This window comes from Rhodoferax ferrireducens (assembly GCF_003347515.1).
GTDB lineage: Bacteria > Pseudomonadota > Gammaproteobacteria > Burkholderiales > Burkholderiaceae_C > Rhodoferax.
Genome location: NZ_QEII01000284.1, coordinates 18,562 through 38,760, shown reverse-complemented (window position 1 = coordinate 38,760; position 20,199 = coordinate 18,562). Strand labels below are relative to the sequence as shown.

Below are 20,199 nucleotides of genomic sequence, written 5' to 3'. Positions count from 1 at the left end.
GAATGCGCTTGATGTCGAGGAATGGAGCGCGGGCAAAACCGCTACTGAACTACCGCCGCCTCCACATCCTGTTCAAACTGATTCAGCTGCTCGAGGACCACACTTCGCAATAGCTCGACCTCGCTCACCGTGAGAGGGTCGTCCGACACGGCCGGCTGAGCGATGAACAGCGTGATCTGCAAAGCAGGTCGGCGAATGCGATGAAGGCGGAGGTTGCTCTGCCCAATGCAGGAGTGGACGCCACTAAGCGGAATGACCGAGTAGCCGTATCCTTTGCGCACGAGATCGAGGATCGCCATCAAGTTCGCGATCTCATGGACGACCGTAGGGTTCTTTCCGAGGCGGGCCATCCCCATGCACAGCGCCTGATGCACCGCGTTGACGCGGCCCGCGATGATCAGTGGCAGATTGGCTACTTCGGAAAGGGGAACCGAGGTTCCAAGAACGGGCCCGTCGATGGGTCCCGATACCAGGTACAGACTTTCGTCGGCCAGCGGCGTCAGTACCACCTTATCGGTGGGCGTCGTGTTGTACACAATGGCGCAGTCAAGTTTTCCGGTTGCAACCAACTCAACCAAGTTGGCTGACAGACCATCGACTGAGCGCATGACAGCTTCGGGAATGTGTGACTGGAAAGCTTCCACGAGCGGAACCACCATGGTCCGAGCAAGGCTGGGTGGCAACCCGAGTGCAAGATTTCCCCGCACGACATCGCCCGCGCCGCGCACAACCCGAGGCACCGAGGCCACTTGCTGGAGGATGAGGTGGGCCTGTTCGAGCAATCGCTTCCCCGCCGGCGTGGCCACCAGGCCCCGCCCCGTCCGCCGAAATAGCTCCACCTCCAACTCTGCCTCAAGCAACGAGAGCTGGCGGCTGAGTGCCGCCTGCGTCAGGTCCAACGTCTTGGCGGCCGCGGTCAGGCTGCCGAGTTCGGCCACCTTGCAGAAATTACTCAGCTGTTTGATTTCCATTCGTCCTCCAGCTTTGCATTTTTGTTAAAGCCCACATGGGCGTAAGTCCCGTTCAGATCAAGGCAGGTGCAAGTCTAAACTAAAACTGCTTTCAAACTAACTTGTACCACCCCACCATGAACGACACCACCATCGCTGTACCCGTGCGGATGAAGACCCGCGGCCCCGATCGCTACCAATACCTCACCCAGACCGGCCCGGGTACGCCCGCCGGAGAGCTGTTGCGCTCCTATTGGCAGCCGGTCGCGATGATCGAATCGCTCCCTTCCGGCGCGGCGCCCCAACCCGTTCGCCTGCTTGGCGAAGACTTGGTGCTGTTCAGGGACGATCAGGACCGCGTAGGCCTGATCGACCGCAAGTGCGCGCATCGCTGCACCGACCTTGCATTGGGGCGCATCGAGGATGGCGGCATCCGCTGCCCGTACCACGGCTGGCTCTTCGACGTGAACGGTCGTTGCCTGGAGCAACCTGCCGAGGCCTCGCCGACCGCGAAGGATCGGATCAAGATGAAATCCTATCCGCTTCACGAAGCTGCTGGGGTGTTCTGGGCATACCTCGGAAGAGGCGAGCCTCCATTGTTTCCCAACTATCCGGCTCTGCAAGGCGGTCCGGAGCACTGCTATGTGACGCGGTGGCTGGGCGAATGCAATTGGCTCCAGGCGAGCGAAGGAAACATCGACCCGGTGCACACCTCCTTCCTGCACCAGTTGGAGCTGACCGATCCGCAAATGAAGGCGCGCTGGGGCGTCTTCTCAAATCAGGCTCGTCCCGAGTTATCGATTGTAGACACCTGCTTTGGCGTGCGCCTATATACCCGGCGAGCGATCGCCGACACAGACCGGCTCTCTGTTCGAGTCACGAACTTCGTGATGCCAAACGCGTGCGCGGTCGGCGGCTTCGAAGGGTATCTGGGTGAAGGCGGACTCACGATGTTGTGGGATGTGCCGATCGATGACGAACATCACTACCGGTGGGAGTTCATCTTTCATCGCAGCGGCAAGTTGGACAAGGAATCGCTGGAGCGCCAGTACAGCGCCGAAAAGGCTGAAGGCGACAGGATGTGGCGCCGGCAAGAGGAGCTCTATTCGCAAAATCGAGCATCCATGCAGGGAAAGGCATACGCCGGATTGGGTGAGTGCTTCTCGGTGCACGACATTGCGATCACGCAGGCGCAGGGGGTGGTCCACCAACAGGCGAATGAGCACCTCTCGTCCACCGACATCGCGATTGTCAGAGCGCGTCGCATGCTCGACGAGGCCGTCGACGATGTGATGGCTGGACGTGATCCCCGGGGCGTCGTTCGTAGTCCTGATCAGAACGACTTCCGTGACATGGTTGTTGTGACAGGCGAGATGGGAGCAGCGGAGAGCAAGGAAGAGTATTGCGCGAAACACGCGGTCCCCTCCCTCTTTGCAGTGCAGGAGTCTGTATGAGTCAAGGCGGCACGATCCCAGTCGTCGTGCGGTCGGCGACTACGGTTTCCCGAGACGTGCGGCAACTGCAGTTCTCCCGGCGTGACGGACAACGTTTGCCTCCGTTCACGCCTGGGGCGCACATCGATCTTCACTTGGCGCCCGGCTTGATTCGGCAGTACTCGCTTTGCGGCGCAGTGGAGGATGACGCCCTTTATACTGTTGCCGTCAAGTTGGAGCCGCAATCGAGAGGTGGATCGAGGGCGGTGCACGAGCGGCTGAAGCCAGGCACTGAGCTGGACATCTCGCTGCCAAGGAACAACTTCCCGATCGACTTGGACGCGTCGCATTCCATCCTGATCGCCGGCGGTATTGGCATTACCCCCTTGCTGTGCATGGCCCGGGCGCTGGTTCAAAAAGGTGGCTCCTTCAAGCTGCACTACTTCTCACGGTCGGCAGAGCACGCGGCCTTCCTCGATGTGCTGCAGGGTGCGGGCTTTGCTGGACAGACCGAGCCGCACTTTGAGCAGAACCACGAAGAGACCGCGGCCAGCCTCAAGCAGGCGCTCGACGCGCCGCGGCCGGGCGCGCAGCTGTATCTCTGCGGCCCGCGCGCCTTCATGGACTTGGTCTGCAACGTGGCGTCCGAACGGGGATGGCCAAAGGCAAGCGTCCACCTCGAATACTTCAATGCAGGCCAACAGGCACCCGCCACATCGGAAAGCGAGCTGCGCGTAACGCTTGCACGAACGGGCATCACCGTGGCCGTACCTCCCGGCGCAACCATCGTCGACGTATTGCGGGCCGCGGGCGTTGACGTCGACACATCGTGTGAGCAAGGCGTTTGCGGCACCTGCATCACACGTGTTCTCGACGGAATTCCCGAACACCGCGACCTGTTCCTTACAGAGGATGAAAAAGCGCGCGGCGACTGTATGGCGCTCTGTGTGTCACGCGCGGTCACGCCGCACTTGGTGCTCGACCTGTAACACCCACATCAATCACAACCACGAGGAGAAACGTTAATGAAAAGAAAACTGGCAGTAATTGTGGCGCTTTCTGCGGCGGGGAGCTGCGCCAACGCTCAGACCCCCGCACCGTCAAGCGTGCAGTTGTATGGCGTCCTTGACGCCGGCGTCGAATACGTGAACAACGTCAGTACTGGCAGGGGCCATGTGACTCGTATGCCGGGCCTGAGCGGCGGCCAACTTCCCTCGCGTTGGGGCCTCCGCGGAACGGAGGACCTGGGCGGCGGCTTGCGGGCTGTATACACGCTCGAATCAGGGTTCGCGGTTGATAGTGGTGTGGCGTTGCAAGGCGGACGCGCATTCGGCCGCCAGTCGTTCGTCGGTCTTTCTGGAGATTGGGGCACGTTGACCCTCGGTCGCCACTGGACGATGTCGTTCTACTCCATGCTGGACGCGGATGTGTTCGGCCCATCCGTTTTCGGGCTCGCGACCTTCGATCCGTACCTCCCCAACGCTCGCACGGACAACTCGATCTCCTACCGCGGCACCTTCAGTGGTATGACGGTTGGCGCCACATATTCTCTTGGGCGTGACGGTGCTGCTCCAGCGAACTGCTCTGGCGAGAACGCCGCGCACGAGTGCCGCGCCTGGTCGGTGCTGGCGAAATATGACGCGCCAAGATGGGGGGTCGCTGTGGCCCACGACAAGCTGGAGAGCGGCGCCACGGGTGGCTTTTTCGGTCAACCGCCCGGGACGACCCCTAACGCTTCGAACACCGATGCGCGCACGCATCTCAACGGCTACGTGCGCGTTGGCGATGCAAAGGTCGGCGGCGGATTGATTCGCCGAAAACTCAGAGCGAATCCCACGCCGCTCTCGACCGACCTCTATTACCTCGGCGTCAGTACACCGGTTGCGGGGCCGTTCAGCGTTGACGCGCAGCTTATCGCGATCCGAGACGATCGTCCGAACGCCAATGCGAAGACGGTGGTCGTCCGCGGCAACTACGCATTCAGCCGGCGAACATCGGCATACGCCATGCTGGGTCACGTGAGCAACGGCAGCAACGCGGCCTATTCCGTGACGGCGGGTGAAGCGGTTCCAGTTGGCCCCGCTGCAGGCCGTGGTCAGACGGGCGTCATGCTCGGCCTGCGTCATAGCTTCTGAAGAAAGGACCAAATATGAACCATGTTAGAAGACGCACGGTGCTTCAGGGCCTCGCTGGCGCAGGGCTTGTGACGGCCGTGCCGGCATTCGCCCAAGATCGTTTGCCCAACGTCACTAAGCTGATCGCCGGGTTCCCTGCGGGCGGCTCTATCGATGCGGTAAGCCGCAGGCTAGGTGATTTTCTTCGCGGAGTCGTCGCTGAAACCGTGCTCGTGGATAACAGGCCCGGAGCTGGCGGGCGGATCGCGATTGATGTCGTTCGTAACGGACCATCGGACGGGAGTCAGTGGCTTGTCACTCCCGGATCGATGCTCGTCATCTATCCGCACGTCTACAAGAAGCTGGCGTACGACCCGGTTCGAGACCTTCTGCCCGTTGCCACGATTGCCAACGTCCCCTTGGCGCTGGCTGTAGGACCAGGGGCGCCCGCGTCGGTCACCGACGTCAAATCGTATCTCCGCTGGGTGAAGACAAATCCTGCGAACACGAACATCGGCTCGCCGGCGGCTGGAAACATTACCCACTTCCTTGCGTTCCTGCTTGGGCGCTCAGGGCAGGTGCAACTTCAGCACATTCCATTCCGCGGCTCTGCTCCGGCCATTCAGGATCTGCTGGGTGGACAGGTTCCGGCGGTGATCAACCCGTTGACGGAACTGCTCCCCCACCTGTCTTCTGGAAAGTTGAGAGTGTTGGGCGTCGCGTCAAAGCAGCGTAGCGGCTTCCTGCCTCAGGTGGGGACGTTTGTGGAGCAGGGCCATCCGACCGTGGTCGGCTCGGAGTGGATGGGGATGTTCGCGAAACCCGACGTTTCGCCACGGCAAGTTGAGCGCATGGCGACAGGCGTTCGCGCGGCACTCCGTACGGTAGCCGTACGCGAAGCCCTTGAGAAGTTGGCGCTGGAGCCTGCGGACGAGAGCGGGCCTCAATTAGCACGCCGCATTGCCGGAGAGCTGGCCGGTTGGCGTGAGGTCAGCCGGGTGTTCGGATTCCAGATGGAGGAGTAACGCGTCCAAACTGAACGCGCGCCCACTTCACTCCTCGGTAACCCGGAGTGTTACGCCGCTTAAGTCTTTTTCTCAGGAGAACGTCATGCACAAATCAGTTGCCGAGTATTCGCCTAGCTTCGAGCTCAGGTATCAATCGCTCTTCCGTGACGGCTGCGTGCTGGTGTTCCCCTGCGATCCGGAGGGCCGCGTGGACCTCAACGCTGTGAGCGAGCGCACGAGAAACGGCTATTTGTTTGCTCGGGCCATGGTCGGGCGAGATTACGCAGTGCCTGTCGTTCAGCGACTTCACTGACTCCTGAATGGATCTGAAGCAGCTTGAAAACTACGTCCGTGTGGCGGAGCTGGGCAGCTTTACACGTGCCGCCCTCGAACTGAACGTCGCACAGCCCGCGCTCAGCCGGCAGGTGCGCTTGCTCGAAGTCGAGCTGCGCCAGAACCTGCTGGTGCGAAACGGCCGCGGCGCGGTACCGACTGAAGCCGGCAAAGTCCTGCTGGAGCACGGCCGCGGCATCCTGCACCAAGTGCAGCGCGCCCGCGACGACCTGGGTCGGTTGCGCGGCGGCTTGGCGGGACGTGTGGCCGTGGGCCTGCCGCCCAGCGTCGCGCGCGTGCTGGCGGTTCCTCTCACAAGGGCATTGCGCGAAGCGATGCCGGACGCGAGGATCGCGATTAGTGAAGCGATGTCAGGCAATCTGCAGGAATGGCTGATGAGTGGCCGCATGGACGTGGTGATTCTCTACAACGCGCAGGCTTCGCGTGAGGTGGATTTGCTGCCGCTGTTCGAGCAAGAACTGCTGCTGGTCCAACTCCGGCAACCTGGCATGCACGAAGACCCGCCCTCCGGCCCGGTGTCGATGGCCGAGCTGGCGCAGACTCCGCTCGTGATCCCGAGCCGGCCGAATGCCATCCGCATGCACGTCGAATCGGCCCTAGCGGATGCCGGCTGTAAGCCGCACGTGGCGCTGGAGATCGAGGGCGTCAACGCCATCCTCGACTTGGTGCACGACGGCGCGGGCGGCGCAATCTTGGCGCGCAACGCGCTGCTGAACACGCAAAGGCCGTCGGCCTACGCTGCAAGGCAGATCGGAAACCCGCCGCTGCGCATCGCCTTGTCGCTCGCCACCAGCCTGCAGCGTCCGATAACGTCGGCGCAAAAAATCGCGCTCGAGCTCATTCAGGACATCTTTCCGCGCGTAGTAGGGCATTGAGCGATACCTCCTCGCGGAAAGGCCCGTCTGCCTGGGCACAGTCACGTCAAAGGACGTCCCGAAATGAAGGGCGCGCGATATGCAAATTGGTTAAAGCCTAACCCTGAGTAAGCACCAATGATCGCCAACCAAATCAAGCCTATATTAAAGCTGCTTTAACGCATGGTTTATTCCGAAAGCCATTCAATCTATGGAAACACGTGACTATCGAAACATTCCGGGGACATATGTCTTCGACGGCAAGCATTTACAAGAGGGCTATGGCCTGAACATGTTTTGCAAGTCTCTGGATGAAGCGGTCAATCGAGCCGAATTCAAGAGCAATCCAGCAATGTACTTGGATCAGTTCGCGATGACGCAGCGCCAGAAAGAGGCCGTACTGAACCGCGAATGGCTCGAGCTCTTGAGGCTCGGGGGAAATATCTACTACACGTTCAAGCTTGCCATCTTCGACGGCCTCACGATGCAGCATGTCGGAGCGGCCATGTCCGGCAGCGGAATGACGGTAGATCAGTTCAAGCAAATGATGAGCCAAGGTGGCAGGTCCATCGAAGGCAATCGACGTCGAGGTGACCAGCATGGCTAAGCTTATTGGGGGAGTTGGAACTTCGCACGTCCCGTCCATCGGGGCGGCGATCGATCACAACAAGACACAGGAGCCGTACTGGAAGCCCCTGTTTGAAGGTGTCGAGCCGTTTCGAAAATGGGCGGCTGAAGTCCGGCCCGATGTGGTCATAGTCGTCTACAACGACCACGCTTCGCGGTTTGGTCTTGATCTGACGCCCACCTTCGCCATCGGCGCGGGGGCGGTGTTCAACCCACACGACGAGGGCTATGGTCCGAGACCCGTGCCGCCGTGCAACGGTGACCCGGACTTTGCTTGGCACCTCGTTGAATCGCTGGTGCTCAATGACGAGTTTGACGTCACGACGGTGAACGAAATGACGGTGGACCACGGTCTCACGGTACCGCTGTCTCTTGCTTTTGGACAGCCGGAGCACTGGCCGTGTCGCGTCATCCCACTCTGCGTCAACGTCATTCAATACCCGCAGCCGACCGCAAGTCGGTGCTACAAGCTCGGGCAAGCGATCAGAAGGGCGATCGATTCCTATCCGGCAGACATCAAGGTCGCGATCTTTGGAACCGGTGGGATGTCGCACCAGCTACAGGGCGAGCGCGCCGGACTGATCAACTCGCCATATGACAACAAGTGGCTGGATGAGATCGTCAGCTCTCCTGAACAGCTCGCACAAACGTCCCATCTCGAGTTGCTTACGGAAGCCGGCTCGGAAGGGTTGGAGGTAATCATGTGGATGATCATGCGCGGCGCCTTGGCCAAAGAGGTGCGGCAAGTCCATCGCTTCTATCATGTCCCAGCTTCGAACACCGCGTATGGTCTGCTGGTTCTAGAGGATGCGGCCCCGATCCAAGCCGGGCAAAACCCAGCTGGCGGCGCCGAAGTGCAGCGATGAAGCTTTTCAAGTGCTGGAGACGGGGCGCAGAGGTCATACCGTTCAGCCTCATCGCCTGCTTCTTTACGTGCGTAGGTAGCACCCTTGCCAACGCTGCCTATGCCGGGTGGTCCGACTCGTTTCCCGCCCTGCTACACCGGGTTGGAGTGGGTTACTCGGGCGCGGTTATGGTCGCAGTCATCCTTTTGCCCTGGCTGCACGCGATGCGTCTCAGGGATTGAGTTTGGTGGGCGTCTGCATGGCAGCGGTGCAGCTCCAATTGGTCGCTAAGGAAGATCTGATCAAGCCCCGTTAAACGGCCGGACGCTCAGATTTGCAGCGAAGGGGCGAGTTTTCAAGTTCAATTGACGCGCTGAGCGCCGTTGTCGCGGCCTCCCGGTGCGCTCCTGGCTCACTACGGGCGTGGCGATGCCAGCAATTGCCTGCGCACCATGTACAGGTTGGCCAAGGCCGCAGCCACGACCAGCCGGTTGCCATTCTTGGCCAAACCCCGGTAGCGCACCTTGGTGAAGTTGAAGATGCGCTTGATCGTGCCGATGGCATGCTCGACTCGGGCGCGCACCTTTGACCTGCTGCGATTGATGGTGCGCTGCATCTGGCTCAGGTACTTGTACCCCTTGCCCCGGCGTTGCGTCAAATCCTGCGCCCAGGGGGCAGCCCGCTCGATGACTTCGCTTTGACCGGCGTAGGCGCTGTCACCCCACACGGCGCTTTCCTTGCCGTGCAAGAGGCTGGGCAGCACCTTGCTGTCGTGCACATTGCCGCTGGTGGCTACGACTCGGTGGATGAGCTTGCTCTTGGCATCCACCGCCACATGGGCTTTCATGCCGAAGTACCACTGGTTGCCCTTCTTGCTCTGGTGCATCTCGGGGTCGCGGCTTTGACCCGCGTTCTTGGTGGAGCTCGGTGCGGCGATCAAGGTGCACGCACTTACGACGTCAATGTGAACGACGCCGGCGCGGATCCTGCAACGAAATACCCCGCCACCGATCAGCGCTTGGCCGATCAGGCAAGCTACCGAACCACCTATACCACACGACCCTTCAAAAGCGACGTGGTGATTACGGGTGAGGTCTATACCAAGCTGCAAGCGAGATTCAGTGCAAGTGAGGGGAACCTGGCCACCCAGTGTGCCGGCTATGCGTGCTTGTTCTACCTGATAGAGGCGGTTCCCCCTTGCGTCCGCGCCATGGCGAATGGAGAATTACGCCATGCTTGAAAAGCCGCCCCTGCGGGGAATCTCATCCATGGCCACCCGACAGGTGCTTGGACAGCTTGTGTCCACTTTCGTCGCGCGAAGCGGTATGGCCGTTGTGTTCGAGTCGGTCGGCGGGGTCGACGCCGCGAAGCGCGTCTGGGCTGGCGAGGCCTTCGACCTTGTTGTGCTGGCGGCCGACGCGATCGACAAGCTCGTGGATGCAGGCCGTGCGATTGGCGGTACGCGGGTCGACCTGGTGCGGTCCGGGGTGGCCGTCGCAGTGCGCGCGGGTTCGCCACTGCCCGACCTATCGACGGAAGATTCGACGCGGCGCGCCGTGCTTGCCGCGCCGACCATCGGCTATTCCACAGGACCCAGCGGCGTCGCGCTGCTGAAGCTTTTCGAACGCTGGGGCGTCGCGCAGCAACTTGCGTCGCGCCTGGCGCAAGCGCAGCCGGGCGTGCCGGTCGGTGCCATGGTCGCTCGGGGCGACGTCGCCCTGGGCTTCCAGCAACTGAGCGAACTGATGCATGTGGAAGGCGTTGCCGTCGCGGGGCCGCTGCCTGACGCGATCCAGATTGAGACCATTTTCTCCGGCGCCGTGTGCGCCACTACTGCGCGCGCCAGTGATGTCCGTGAGTTCCTGGCGTTCATGGCGTCGCCGGAGTGCGACGCGGAAAAGCGGCGGCAAGGCATGGCGCCTGCCTGACAACCGAGGAAGACAACCCTATGAGCCTGATCATCGATTGCCACGGCCACTACACCACGGCTCCCAAGGCGCTGGAAGAGTGGCGCAACCGGCAAATTGCCGGCATCAAGAATCCCTCCGCGATGCCGAAGCCGTCGGAGCTCGTGATCAGCGACGACGACATCTGCGAGACCATCGAGACCAACCAGCTGCGACTGATGAGGGAGCGCGGCAACGACCTAACGCTGTTCTCGCCGCGCGCCAGCTTCATGGCGCACCACATTGGCGACTTCAACGTGTCCAGCACCTGGGCGGCCATCTGCAACGAACTCTGCTTCCGCGTGTCTCAGCTGTTCCCCCGGCATTTCGCCCCGGTCGCAATGCTGCCGCAGTCACCTGGCGTGGCGCCCGAGAGCTGCATCCCCGAACTGGTGAAGTGCGTCGAGCAGTACAGTTGCGTGGGCATCAACTTGAACCCCGACCCGTCGGGCGGCCACTGGGCCAGCCCGCCGCTGACCGACCGTCATTGGTACCCGATTTACGAGAAGATGGTCGAGTACGACATCCCGGCGATGATCCACGTCAGCACCAGCTGCAACCATGCGTTTCACACGACGGGCGCGCACTACCTAAACGCGGACACCACAGCCTTCATGCAATGCGTGCAAGGCGACCTGTTCAAGGACTTTCCCACGCTGCGCTTCCTCATTCCGCACGGCGGCGGCGCGGTTCCCTACCACTGGGGCCGGTTCAGGGGCCTCGCGCAGGAAATGAAGAAGCCTCTGCTGCAGGATCACGTGATGAACAACATCTTCTTCGACACCTGCGTGTACCACCAACCCGGCATCGACCTGCTGAATACGGTGATCCCGGTAAAGAACGTGCTGTTCGCAAGCGAGATGATCGGCGCGGTGCGGGGCATCGACCCGACCACCGGCAATTACTACGACGACACGAAGCGCTACATCGACGCGTCGAAGCTTTTGAGTGCGCAGGACAAGCACCAGATCTTTGAGGCAAACACCCGTCACGTTTTCCCGCGGCTTGACGCACTGCTCAAGAAGCAAGGACGCTGACCATGTACGAACTCGGAGTCGTCTACCGCAACATCCGGCGCGCTGATGCGGCCGTCACTGGCGACCTGGGCCGCTTCGGCTCGGCCACTGTGCACGAGGCCATGGGCCGCGTAGGCCTGCTGCAGCCCTACATGCGGCCCATTTTTTCCGGCGCGCAGGTGTCGGGTACGGCGGTGACGGTGCTGCTACACCCGGGCGACAACTGGATGATGCACGTCGTGGCCGAGCAAATCCGGCCCGGCGACATCGTTGTAGCGGCTATCACGGCCCCCTGCACAGATGGCTATTTCGGTGACCTGCTGGCGACTTCGCTCCAGGCGCGTGGCGCGCTCGGGCTGGTGATCGACGCCGGCGTGCGCGACGTGAAGACGTTAAAGGAAATGAACTTTCCTGTCTGGAGCAAGGCTATCAGCTCCAAGGGCACGATCAAGGCGACGGTGGGGTCGGTGAACATTCCGGTGGTGTGCGCCGGAATGCTGATCACGCCCGGCGACGTGATCGTGGCCGACGACGACGGAGTGGTGTGCGTGCCTGCAGCCAACGCAGAAAAAACCCGCGATGCCGCCGCCGCCCGCGAAGCCAATGAAGGCGAGAAGCGCGCCAAGCTCGCGTCCGGCATCCTGGGCTTGGACATGTACAAGATGCGTGAACCGCTGGAGAAGGCGGGGCTGAGGTATATCGACTAAAGGATTGGCGGGCTTGACCCGTGATCGTTGGCGCTAAAGGCCAACGGTGCGGGGACTTTCCGGCATGACATGACAAACATGGAATTCACCAAGACCCCCGGTTGGCTCGACTGGTACGCCGGTCCGAGCAAGCCGCAGTTCAAACTGCCGCCCGGCAGCGTAGATGCGCATTGTCACGTGTTCGGCCCCGGCGGCCAATTTCCGTACGCACCCGAGCGCAAGTACACGCCCTGCGACGCCAGCAAGGAACAGCTGTTCGCACTGCGTGACCACTTGGGGTTCGACAGAAACGTGATCGTGCAGGCGACCTGTCACGGCGCAGACAACAGCGCGCTGCTGGACGCTCTACGTTCGTCGAACGGCAAGGCGCGCGGTGTCGTAACGGTGAAGCGCACGGTGACGGATGCCGAGCTGGAGACAATGCACGCCGCCGGCGTGCGCGGCGTGAGGTTCAACTTCGTCAAGCGGCTCGTCGACTTCACGCCGAAGGACGAGCTGATGGAGATCGCCGCGCGCATCGCGCCACTAGGATGGCACGTCGTGATCTACTTCGAGGCCGTGGATCTGCCGCAACTGTGGGACTTTTTCACCGCATTGCCAACGACCGTGGTGGTGGACCACATGGGACGCCCCGACGTGACACGACCCATCGATGGACCGGAGTTCGAGCTGTTCGTGAAGTTCATGCGCGAGCACAACAATGTATGGAGCAAAGTGAGCTGCCCGGAACGCCTGTCGGTGGTGGGTAAGCCCGCGCTCGATGGCGAACGCAACCCCTACCGCGACGTCGTGCCCTTCGCGCGCAAGACGGTGGAGAGCTTCCCCGACCGTGTGCTGTGGGGCACAGACTGGCCGCATCCCAACCTGAAACATCACATGCCTGATGACGGCCTGCTGGTGGACTTCATTCCCCATATCGCCACATCGCCGGAGCTGCAGCGCAAGCTGTTGGTGGACAACCCGGCCCGCCTGTACTGGGGAACTTAACCAGAAGAACGCATGAGCAAAATCCTCCGAATCGCCCTGGTGGGGGCCGGCGCCTTCGGGCAGAAGCACCTCGACGCGCTCAAGCTGATCGATGGCGTGGAGGTCACGTCGCTGATCGGTCGCGAACTCGAAAAAACGAAGGAGGTTGCGGCGAAGTACGGCGTGGACCATGCCGGCACGAAACTGGAAGAGGCGCTGGCCCGCGAGGACGTCGACGCCGTGATCCTCGCCACGCCGACCCAGATGCATGCCGCGCAAGCTATCGCTTGCATGAAGGCCGGCAAACACGTGCAAGTGGAGATTCCGCTGTGCGATAACCTGGCCGATGGGCGCGAGGTAGTAGCGCTGCAGCAAAAGACCGGGCTGGTGGCCATGTGCGGCCACACGCGGCGCTTCAATCCCAGCCACCAGTACGTGAACCGCAAGATCCAGCGGGGCGAGTTCCACATCCAGCAAATGGACGTGCAGACGTATTTTTTCCGCCGCACCAACACGAACGCGTTAGGCCAGCCGCGCAGCTGGACTGATCACCTCCTGTGGCACCATGCTGCCCACACTGTGGACCTGTTCGCGTACCAGTGCGGCAGCCCTATCGTGAAGGCCAGCGCGCTGCAGGGGCCGATCCACCCCGTCCTGGGCATCGCGATGGACATGAGCATCCAGCTGCAGGCGGGCAGCGGTGCCGTCTGTACGCTTTCCTTGAGCTTCAACAATGACGGTCCATTGGGAACATTCTTCCGATACATCGGAGATACGGCGACCTACATCGCGCGCTACGACGATCTGTTCAATGGCAAGGAAGAAAAGATCGACGTGTCCAAAGTCGACGTGTCGATGAACGGCATCGAGCTGCAGAACCGCGAATTCATCGCCGCCATTCGTGAAGGTCGCGAGCCCAATGCCAGTGTGGCGAAAGTGCTGCCAAGCTACGAGGTGCTCGACAAGTTGGAGAAGCAACTCGCTTGAAGCTGGCATCGGGGATTTGAGCTGCGATCGTGGTGTGAGAAGGCCAGCGACCCCGGGTCAGTCCCCGGCGCAATTGCGGACGTGCTTCCAGGCCAGGCTTTTTGCCACGACGATCAAATTGGGACGTGCGCGGCTTTGCTCGATCGCGCAGCACCGAATGGTCCGGGCGAAGCCGGATTGACCTTCGTCTGCGACGATCGCGCGGAAATAGAAGCAGCTGCCCGATTGTCGGCGCCGCTTCAATATTGACCCACAGTGGCCTAAAGTGGGTCAGTTTTCGGTCGGCGGCAACAAACGTGATCCGCCTGCTCATGGCGCAGGCCGCCTGCAATGCCGGCGTAGACCCGCGCGGCCTGAGCTTCAAGCACACGGTGCAACTGTGGACGGAGTGGGTCTCGCGAGGCCTGTCGGCTACGAACGATTGCGGCCGGCTGTTCACGCTGATCGCCCAATGCAGGGTTGGCCATCGGCCCGGACGCATCGAGCCGCGAATGCGAAAACGACGGCCCAAACCCTACCCCTGGTTGAAGGTGCCGCGCGACCAGGCTCGCCGACACGTCCAGAGGCATGGTCATGCGTATGAGCCAAAGTAAGTGCCATTCGGGTTAATAGAGCGCTTATGTTGCTTCGATGGCGAGGGCTGCGGGTACGGAAAAATAGTCGGCGCCAATCTCGTCTTGCATGCAGGCTCGGAACTCCTGACGGAATAGCAGCAGAGAAGCAAATGGGCGCATAGCGACTGTTCTTTCTGTAATGAGGCCATTGTCGTCGTCACGGATGACCTCGAAACTCTCAATGGCCTCGCCTCGGATAGTGCCCTTCCAATGCAGGTAAGTAAGCGCGCCGGATTTGATTTCACTGACGTAGTGCCCGTCCCGAACTGCGACCGATGCGACCATGACGCGCGCCACCAAGTCTCGTCCAATGACTGGCCGCGACAACACTGGGCTATTGAAAACGATATCGGGCGCGAGTATGGCAGCAACCTGTTCATAGCCGCCGCCCGCCTCGCGGACCTTTCTTAATACATGCATTGCAATCCCTTTCGTTAAAAACGCGTGAGCTCGGCGCCCTTGAGGCTCAGCATCTCCCGAGCTTCCGCCGGTGACGCAGCCTCAAGACCGTGATCCCTCAGCATTTGGCGAATCTTAGCGACTTGTTGGGCGTTCGACGCGGCAAGTTGCCCCCGTGAAATCAAAAGAGAGTCCTCAAGGCCAACCCTAACATTGCCCCCCATCATGGCTGCTGCGACAGCCAAGTCCATTTGGGCCGCGCCGGCGCCTAGGACCGACCAGCGGTATGCGTCCCCGAACAAGCGGTCAGCAGTGCGTTTCATGAAGACTAGGTTGTCAAGGTCGGCGCCAATCCCGCCCAAGATTCCCAGCACAAACTGGATGAACACGGGCGTCTTAAACATTCCACTGTCTAAACAGAACTTCAGGTTGTAAAGATGTCCCACGTCATAGCACTCATGCTCGAACTTTACGCCCTCGCCCTCGCCAAGTTCCTTTGCGACCATTGCGATGTCGCGAAAAGTATTGCGGAATATATAGGTGTCAGAGTTACGCAAATAGGCCTCTTCCCAATCGAACTTCCATACCTTGTACTTGTCTGCAAGCGGGTGCATGGCGAAATTCATGCTGCCCATATTGAGCGATGTCATTTCTGGCGACACGCGCTTGGCCGGTGCGATCCGCTCTGCCACGGTGTTAGTGAGGCTCCCGCCTGTCGACAGGTTGATCACTGCATCGGTGCTGCGTTTGATGTTCGGCAGGAAGGCCATGAAATGATCCGGGTCGATCGACACCGCGCCAGTTGTTGGGTGGCGCGCATGTAAGTGCAGAATGGCCGCCCCCGCTTCGGCTGCATCGATGGCTTGGCGCGCAATGTCCTCCGGTGCGTACGGAAGGGCGTCGGACATGGTTGGCGTGTGGATGGCACCGGTGATTGCGCACGTGATAATGACTTTTCGGCGTGACTTGCTCATTTTGTTTCCTCTGCGGTAAGGGATTTCATTTGCTTGCCTGCATAGCCGGAATGCCGGTCGTCAGAATGCCGGCCTCCTGGTAGTGCGCAACCGTGTCGTCGGACAAGCCGAGCTCCTTGAGTACTTCGCGATTGTGCTCGCCGCGGTAGGCGGGGCGGCCGGGGTGCGCGAGCGTGTCACTAGAAAAGCGCCACGGCTTGCCAGGGATGCGCACCGTGCCGCCCACGCGATCATCGACCGTATCGATGGCGCCCCACCAGTTCACCCACTCCGATGCGGCGAACTCCTCGATGCTACGCACCACGCCGAAGGCGAGCTTCGCTTCTTCAAGTTGCGCCTCGAGCGTTTCCAAGCTGTCGAAGGTGAGGATCCATGCTTGGATGATTGCGTGCAATTCACTCACGTGCTTCAATCGCAGTTCGGGCGTGAGAAAGTGTGCATTCAATGCAAGATCTGCTCGCCGCATTGCGGCAGTGTAGAGAGGGAAGCTCAACGTGCTGGTGATACTAGTCGCTATGGTAATGAGTTCCCCGCTCGCCACGCGAAAAAATGGCGACATCGCCGCGCCCAGCGCCAGCGGTTCATCACCCATGTCCACACCTGACAAGTCAGCATGCACGCGCTCATTGATGGACAGAATGGTGGCGGCCATAGCTACATCCACATGCTGCCCTAGCCCCGTCTGCTGCTTCTTGTGCAGAGCCGCTAAGATGCCCACAACTGCTTCTAGGCCAGTGTAGATGTCAGCGTGCGAATACGCATCATGCCGCGCCGTAGCGAGGTCAGAGCCCAGGTGGCGAATGGCTGTGTCTGTGAACCCGCATTCGGCCTGCACCGTGGGTGCATAGGCGGCGCGGTGCGACAGCGGACCGTTATGCCCGTAACCAGAAATGGATGCGTAGACCACTGCCGGATTGATCTTTCGGATGCTTTCGTAGTCCAATCCAAAGAAAGCGAGCGTGCCTGCACGAAAGTTCTCAACGATCACGTCGGCGGTCTTGCAAAGCGCTAACACGATTTCGCGCGCCTCAGGGAAGTTCAGGTCCAGGCTCAGGTTGCGTTTTCCTGAGTTTTGCTGGATGTAGTAGTGCGACATGCCTTCTGTCTGCGGGTAGGCTGCGCGCGAGATGTCGGGTCGAGGCGGCTCAATCTTTATGATGTCCGCACCCAGATCATGCAGTGTCTTCGAGCAGTGCGGCCCGGCCAGTACGCGCGAAAAATCGACGACGCGCAATCCTTCAAGTGGTCCTTGTGCCATGATGATCTCCTTTAGTTACCTTCGAACACCGCGTTGCCTGGGCCCGCGGCCTTAAAGGCGTCGAGGCCGCGGACGAGGTCGGTGCTGGCAAAGATGGGTTTCTGAATGTCCTTCATTGCAGCATCGGCCGCATGCATGCCACTGGCAAGAAAAACATTGGCGAGTCTTTTGGTCGCGCCGTGAGCGACGGTGGGGCCGTTGGCAAGCTCCTGAGCAATCAGAAGGCTCGACTCCTGCAGTTGCGCGTCGGGCACGACACGATTGATCACGCCCCACTTCTCCAGTGTTGCCGCATCGTGGCGGCGCCCGAGCATGACGATCTCCTTGCCGCGTGCTTCACCGGCGCGGTCGATGACGCGTTGAATGCCGCCCATCAGGGGATGCAGGCCCAGCGTAACCTCGACCAGGCCGAACTTTGCCGATGCGCCAGCAATGATGAAGTCACAGGCAAGCGCCAACTCGAAACCGCCGCCAAGAGCCATGCCATGCACACTAGCGACGATTGGTAGACGGCATTGGCTGAACGCATCGAGCACGCCAACAGGATTGAGCTCAGCGTCCAGCCGCGCACCACGGTCTTCGAAGAGCGCAAGGTCAGCGCCTGCGGAGAAGTGGCGCAGCCCGCTCTTCAGCACCAATGCCCGGCAGCCGGAGTTCTCACTGCGCTCTAACGCGGCCAGCAAGGATGAGCACAGGTCGTGGCCCACCAGGTTGTGCGGGGCATACTGCATGGTGAGCACGCCGACCGGGCCGATCTTTTCGAAAATGACGGGATGGGAGGTGAGAGACATAATCTATTTCCTGAGTGGTAGTTAAGTTAAAAAAAGAAATATCGGTGAGCGCAATGCCTATCAAGAACGTTGCGTCTCATATACCTGCAGGTGAGTGAGCGCAGCCAGTAAGATCGGTTGGTCGATGGCGTGCACCTTTCCAATGCGCACCAGGTCACCCAAAATCGCTTCGCTCTCGATCCGGGAGATGCCCCGGTCCATGTCGCGCTTCATTGAGGAGGCCCAGTTCGATGACCCGTCGAGCAGGCGCTCTTCAATGGCCTGCCGCTCGCTTTGTGCCAGTGGCATTTCGGCGGCCGCCACGCCAGCGCAGCATTCATTTATTGCTCGGCGGACGAACTGGGCGCCGCCCGGCGTGGCAAGCACTTCCGCGATGGTGCCGCGGCTCAGGCAGGTTACGGCCGCGCCGGCGGCTATCATCACCCACTTGTTCCACAGCACTTCATCGATGTGGTGCGACAGTAGGCGCTGTCCGCCAGATTTCGCGAGCGCGACATGCACGCGGCTAGCCAAATCCAAAGTTTCGCGTGAACGGGCGCCAATCACAACCTTATCGCTAACGCCGTAGTGCATCACGTGCCCTTGGCTCAACAGTTCGACCGCGATGTAGGCCGCTCCGCCCAAGATACGGGCCTTTCCGAAGGCGCCGTCTAGTCTCTTGTAGGCGCCCATGCCGTTGAGAAATGGCAGCACGCAAGCGCCGGCAGTTACCGCAGGCGCGATCGCATCGATGGCACTGTCCAGGTCGAAGCCCTTACAGGCAAGCAGCACGAGGTCATAGGTGTTGTGGCCATCAATTCGTGTCGCTGTGCGCGCAGCCCAGCGTACATCCCCGAGTTGGCTTTTGACGCATATTCCCGTCTCTTCGATATGCCGTGCTCGCGCTGGCCGCACCAGGAAAGTGACCTGCGCTCCTGCCTCATGCAACCGAGCCCCGTAATATCCTCCGATCGCGCCGGCACCCAGTACCAAAACATTCATCGGTTTATCGCTCGTTGTAGTCATAACTTAACCCCCCGCGCCGCAGCACGCCGCCACGGGTCTCCGTTCACCATTAGGCTGAGCACGCCAGCCACAAGGCCAAACAGAACAGAAAGCTGCCACACCGGTCGGTAACTGCCAACGTTTTCAAAGATCACCCCACCCAACCAGATGCCTAGGAACGAGCCGAGTTGGTGGCTGAGGAAAATGACTCCACCCAGCATGGACAGGTGCTGTACGCCGAAGATTTGCGCGACGATTGACTGCGTCGCCGGGACGGTAGATAACCACAAGAGGCCCATCACGGCGGAGAAGGCAAAAACTGACCATGCTGAAACCGGCGCGAGCACGAAGAGCGCGATGGCGACCGCACGGCTGAAATAAATGCCGGCGAGGATCACCCGCTTTTCCATCCGCTCGCCCAAGACGCCACAGGCATAGCCGCCCACCACATTCATGAGGCCGATAATCGCCAGCGAATAACTAGCTACCTGCGGCATAAGCCCCTGGTCACGCAGGTAACCAGGGACGTGGATGCCGATAAAAGCGAGTTGAAAGCCGCAGACGAAATAGCCCGCCATCAGCAGCAAAAAGCTAGGGTAGTGAATCGCCTGAGACAACGCCTGTGTCATACTCTGCTCGCGCACCGGCAGCCCACCGCCGGCGAAGTCGGGTTCGCGCAGACCGAAACACAGGGGCAGCATTAGCGCAGCGACGCCACCAAGTATGATCAAAGCGCTCGCCCAGCCTGCAATCTCAATAAGGTTGCTTTCAATCGGCACCATCAGGAACTGCCCGAACGAGCCCAGCGCCGCGATTGCTCCCATCGCCAATGAGCGCCGTTGCGCATCAACATTTCGCCCTACGACACCATAGACTACCGAATAAGTGGTTCCCGCTTGAGCAGTGCCGATGAGAGCGCCGGCGGCAAAAAGCAGCTGCACTGGCGAGGCCGCAAATGCCATGCCGACAAGACCCGTCGCATAGAGTACGGCGCCTGCTGCGATCACACGAAAAGCCCCGAAGCGGTCGGCGATCATGCCCGCGACCACAGCCGCAAAGCCCCACACCAGGTTCTGAATCGCGAGCGCTGTAGAGAACACTTCCCGCGACCAACCGCGTGCTTGCGTCATCGGGAGCATCCACAGGCCAAAGCCATGCCGTACCCCCATCGAGATAGTAACGATGGCCGCGCCAAAAGCGATAACTTGCACCGAGCTCAGCATGGAGCACCCACGCGGCAGCGACTCGCCGTCAACAAGGGAAGACGAAGGATTCACGGCACGAGCCCCACCAGTTGCAACGCTATCCACATTAGGAGCAAAACTATGCCAGGCGCCGCCGCGTAGCCGTGAGCTCTGTAGTAGTCGGCGACC

The 20,199-nt window shown here is 60.8% G+C and carries 21 protein-coding genes and 1 pseudogene; 14 read left to right on the top strand and 8 right to left on the bottom strand.

What is annotated here, in order from left to right; genetic code table 11:
- Positions 1–41: 41 nt before the first annotated feature.
- Positions 42–971 (bottom strand): LysR family transcriptional regulator, encoded by a 930-nt coding sequence (locus C5P05_RS16870; RefSeq protein WP_114971007.1) that lies wholly within the window; start codon positions 969–971, stop codon positions 42–44.
- A 116-nt stretch (positions 972–1,087) separates the two neighbouring features.
- On the opposite strand from C5P05_RS16870, the gene C5P05_RS16865 reads away from it, so the two are divergent.
- The 8 genes from C5P05_RS16865 (at position 1,088) to C5P05_RS16830 (ending at position 8,205) form a co-directional block, all read left to right on the top strand.
- The gene (locus C5P05_RS16865; protein WP_114971098.1) at positions 1,088–2,404 is read left to right on the top strand and encodes a Rieske 2Fe-2S domain-containing protein; all 1,317 of its coding nucleotides are present in this window, start codon (positions 1,088–1,090) and stop codon (positions 2,402–2,404) included.
- On the top strand, positions 2,401–3,372 hold the full coding sequence (locus tag C5P05_RS16860; RefSeq protein ID WP_114971006.1) for a PDR/VanB family oxidoreductase: 972 nt from the start codon (positions 2,401–2,403) through the stop codon (positions 3,370–3,372). Before C5P05_RS16865 ends, C5P05_RS16860 begins: the two co-directional genes overlap by 4 nt.
- 36 nt (positions 3,373–3,408) lie before the next feature.
- Positions 3,409–4,518: a porin gene (locus C5P05_RS16855; protein WP_114971005.1), complete on the top strand. Its 1,110-nt coding sequence runs from the start codon at positions 3,409–3,411 to the stop codon at positions 4,516–4,518.
- 14 nt (positions 4,519–4,532) lie between these two features.
- A complete protein-coding gene (locus C5P05_RS16850; protein ID WP_114971004.1) occupies positions 4,533–5,522 on the top strand; it encodes a tripartite tricarboxylate transporter substrate-binding protein in 990 nt (329 codons plus the stop codon).
- Between the two features lie 85 nt (positions 5,523–5,607).
- Positions 5,608–5,817, top strand: coding sequence for a hypothetical protein (locus C5P05_RS16845; RefSeq protein ID WP_114971003.1), 210 nt, complete (start codon positions 5,608–5,610; stop codon positions 5,815–5,817).
- Positions 5,818–5,824: 7 nt separating this feature from the next.
- Complete coding sequence (locus C5P05_RS16840) at positions 5,825–6,733, top strand: LysR substrate-binding domain-containing protein (protein ID WP_114971002.1); 909 nt, start codon at positions 5,825–5,827, stop codon at positions 6,731–6,733.
- Positions 6,734–6,923: 190 nt separating this feature from the next.
- Positions 6,924–7,319, top strand: a complete 396-nt coding sequence (gene ligA / locus C5P05_RS16835) for a protocatechuate 4,5-dioxygenase subunit alpha (RefSeq protein ID WP_114971001.1) — start codon at positions 6,924–6,926, stop codon at positions 7,317–7,319.
- Entirely contained in the window at positions 7,312–8,205 is an 894-nt protein-coding gene (locus C5P05_RS16830; protein WP_114971000.1) for a class III extradiol dioxygenase subunit beta, read from the top strand. Before ligA ends, C5P05_RS16830 begins: the two co-directional genes overlap by 8 nt.
- 394 nt (positions 8,206–8,599) lie before the next feature.
- Here the strand turns inward: C5P05_RS16830 and C5P05_RS16820 are convergent, their stop codons facing one another.
- Positions 8,600–9,124: an IS5 family transposase gene (locus C5P05_RS16820; RefSeq protein WP_157979362.1), complete on the bottom strand. Its 525-nt coding sequence runs from the start codon at positions 9,122–9,124 to the stop codon at positions 8,600–8,602.
- 292 nt (positions 9,125–9,416) lie between these two features.
- On the opposite strand from C5P05_RS16820, the gene C5P05_RS16815 reads away from it, so the two are divergent.
- From C5P05_RS16815 to C5P05_RS16790, 6 genes and pseudogenes are all read left to right on the top strand, one after another.
- A complete protein-coding gene (locus C5P05_RS16815) occupies positions 9,417–10,112 on the top strand; it encodes a substrate-binding domain-containing protein (protein ID WP_232834543.1) in 696 nt (231 codons plus the stop codon).
- A gap of 20 nt (positions 10,113–10,132) precedes the next feature.
- Positions 10,133–11,167, top strand: coding sequence for an amidohydrolase family protein (locus C5P05_RS16810; protein WP_114970996.1), 1,035 nt, complete (start codon positions 10,133–10,135; stop codon positions 11,165–11,167).
- 2 nt (positions 11,168–11,169) lie between these two features.
- A complete protein-coding gene (ligK, locus tag C5P05_RS16805; protein WP_114970995.1) occupies positions 11,170–11,853 on the top strand; it encodes a 4-carboxy-4-hydroxy-2-oxoadipate aldolase/oxaloacetate decarboxylase in 684 nt (227 codons plus the stop codon).
- 78 nt (positions 11,854–11,931) lie between these two features.
- On the top strand, positions 11,932–12,840 hold the full coding sequence (locus tag C5P05_RS16800; protein WP_114970994.1) for an amidohydrolase family protein: 909 nt from the start codon (positions 11,932–11,934) through the stop codon (positions 12,838–12,840).
- A 12-nt stretch (positions 12,841–12,852) separates the two neighbouring features.
- On the top strand, positions 12,853–13,806 hold the full coding sequence (locus C5P05_RS16795; RefSeq protein ID WP_114970993.1) for a Gfo/Idh/MocA family oxidoreductase: 954 nt from the start codon (positions 12,853–12,855) through the stop codon (positions 13,804–13,806).
- Positions 13,807–14,093: 287 nt separating this feature from the next.
- Positions 14,094–14,399, top strand: a pseudogene (locus tag C5P05_RS16790) (IS4 family transposase); the annotation flags it as partial.
- Between the two features lie 24 nt (positions 14,400–14,423).
- On the opposite strand, the gene C5P05_RS16785 reads toward C5P05_RS16790, so the two are convergent.
- Genes C5P05_RS16785 through C5P05_RS16760 form a run of 6 tightly spaced genes read right to left on the bottom strand, consistent with a single transcriptional unit; the run spans position 14,424 to position 20,049 of the window.
- Positions 14,424–14,840 carry a hypothetical protein gene (locus C5P05_RS16785; RefSeq protein WP_114970992.1) on the bottom strand — a complete coding sequence of 139 codons (417 nt, stop codon included), beginning with the start codon at positions 14,838–14,840 and terminating at the stop codon, positions 14,424–14,426.
- A gap of 14 nt (positions 14,841–14,854) precedes the next feature.
- Positions 14,855–15,793 carry a 3-keto-5-aminohexanoate cleavage protein gene (locus tag C5P05_RS16780; protein ID WP_114970991.1) on the bottom strand — a complete coding sequence of 313 codons (939 nt, stop codon included), beginning with the start codon at positions 15,791–15,793 and terminating at the stop codon, positions 14,855–14,857.
- Between the two features lie 25 nt (positions 15,794–15,818).
- The gene (locus tag C5P05_RS16775; RefSeq protein WP_114970990.1) at positions 15,819–17,051 is read right to left on the bottom strand and encodes a CaiB/BaiF CoA transferase family protein; all 1,233 of its coding nucleotides are present in this window, start codon (positions 17,049–17,051) and stop codon (positions 15,819–15,821) included.
- A gap of 11 nt (positions 17,052–17,062) precedes the next feature.
- Positions 17,063–17,842 (bottom strand): enoyl-CoA hydratase/isomerase family protein, encoded by a 780-nt coding sequence (locus C5P05_RS16770; protein WP_198674759.1) that lies wholly within the window; start codon positions 17,840–17,842, stop codon positions 17,063–17,065.
- Positions 17,843–17,902: 60 nt separating this feature from the next.
- A complete protein-coding gene (locus C5P05_RS16765; protein WP_114970989.1) occupies positions 17,903–18,847 on the bottom strand; it encodes a 2-dehydropantoate 2-reductase in 945 nt (314 codons plus the stop codon).
- Positions 18,844–20,049, bottom strand: coding sequence for an MFS transporter (locus C5P05_RS16760; protein ID WP_114970988.1), 1,206 nt, complete (start codon positions 20,047–20,049; stop codon positions 18,844–18,846). The genes C5P05_RS16765 and C5P05_RS16760 overlap by 4 nt, the downstream gene beginning before the upstream one ends.
- Between the last annotated feature and the right edge of the window lie 150 nt (positions 20,050–20,199).

Bases quoted from the DNA above. Each gene is read 5' to 3' on its own strand.
- C5P05_RS16870 (WP_114971007.1), bottom strand. From the start codon at position 971: ATGGAAATCAAACAGCTGAGTAATTTCTGCAAGGTGGCCGAACTCGGC.
- C5P05_RS16865 (WP_114971098.1), top strand. From the start codon at position 1,088: ATGAACGACACCACCATCGCTGTACCCGTGCGGATGAAGACCCGCGGC.
- C5P05_RS16860 (WP_114971006.1), top strand. From the start codon at position 2,401: ATGAGTCAAGGCGGCACGATCCCAGTCGTCGTGCGGTCGGCGACTACG.
- C5P05_RS16855 (WP_114971005.1), top strand. From the start codon at position 3,409: ATGAAAAGAAAACTGGCAGTAATTGTGGCGCTTTCTGCGGCGGGGAGC.
- C5P05_RS16850 (WP_114971004.1), top strand. From the start codon at position 4,533: ATGAACCATGTTAGAAGACGCACGGTGCTTCAGGGCCTCGCTGGCGCA.
- C5P05_RS16845 (WP_114971003.1), top strand. From the start codon at position 5,608: ATGCACAAATCAGTTGCCGAGTATTCGCCTAGCTTCGAGCTCAGGTAT.
- C5P05_RS16840 (WP_114971002.1), top strand. From the start codon at position 5,825: ATGGATCTGAAGCAGCTTGAAAACTACGTCCGTGTGGCGGAGCTGGGC.
- ligA (WP_114971001.1), top strand. From the start codon at position 6,924: ATGGAAACACGTGACTATCGAAACATTCCGGGGACATATGTCTTCGAC.
- C5P05_RS16830 (WP_114971000.1), top strand. From the start codon at position 7,312: ATGGCTAAGCTTATTGGGGGAGTTGGAACTTCGCACGTCCCGTCCATC.
- C5P05_RS16815 (WP_232834543.1), top strand. From the start codon at position 9,417: ATGCTTGAAAAGCCGCCCCTGCGGGGAATCTCATCCATGGCCACCCGA.
- C5P05_RS16810 (WP_114970996.1), top strand. From the start codon at position 10,133: ATGAGCCTGATCATCGATTGCCACGGCCACTACACCACGGCTCCCAAG.
- ligK (WP_114970995.1), top strand. From the start codon at position 11,170: ATGTACGAACTCGGAGTCGTCTACCGCAACATCCGGCGCGCTGATGCG.
- C5P05_RS16800 (WP_114970994.1), top strand. From the start codon at position 11,932: ATGGAATTCACCAAGACCCCCGGTTGGCTCGACTGGTACGCCGGTCCG.
- C5P05_RS16795 (WP_114970993.1), top strand. From the start codon at position 12,853: ATGAGCAAAATCCTCCGAATCGCCCTGGTGGGGGCCGGCGCCTTCGGG.
- C5P05_RS16785 (WP_114970992.1), bottom strand. From the start codon at position 14,840: ATGCATGTATTAAGAAAGGTCCGCGAGGCGGGCGGCGGCTATGAACAG.
- C5P05_RS16780 (WP_114970991.1), bottom strand. From the start codon at position 15,793: ATGAGCAAGTCACGCCGAAAAGTCATTATCACGTGCGCAATCACCGGT.
- C5P05_RS16775 (WP_114970990.1), bottom strand. From the start codon at position 17,051: ATGGCACAAGGACCACTTGAAGGATTGCGCGTCGTCGATTTTTCGCGC.
- C5P05_RS16770 (WP_198674759.1), bottom strand. From the start codon at position 17,842: ATGTCTCTCACCTCCCATCCCGTCATTTTCGAAAAGATCGGCCCGGTC.
- C5P05_RS16765 (WP_114970989.1), bottom strand. From the start codon at position 18,847: ATGACTACAACGAGCGATAAACCGATGAATGTTTTGGTACTGGGTGCC.
- C5P05_RS16760 (WP_114970988.1), bottom strand. From the start codon at position 20,049: ATGCTGAGCTCGGTGCAAGTTATCGCTTTTGGCGCGGCCATCGTTACT.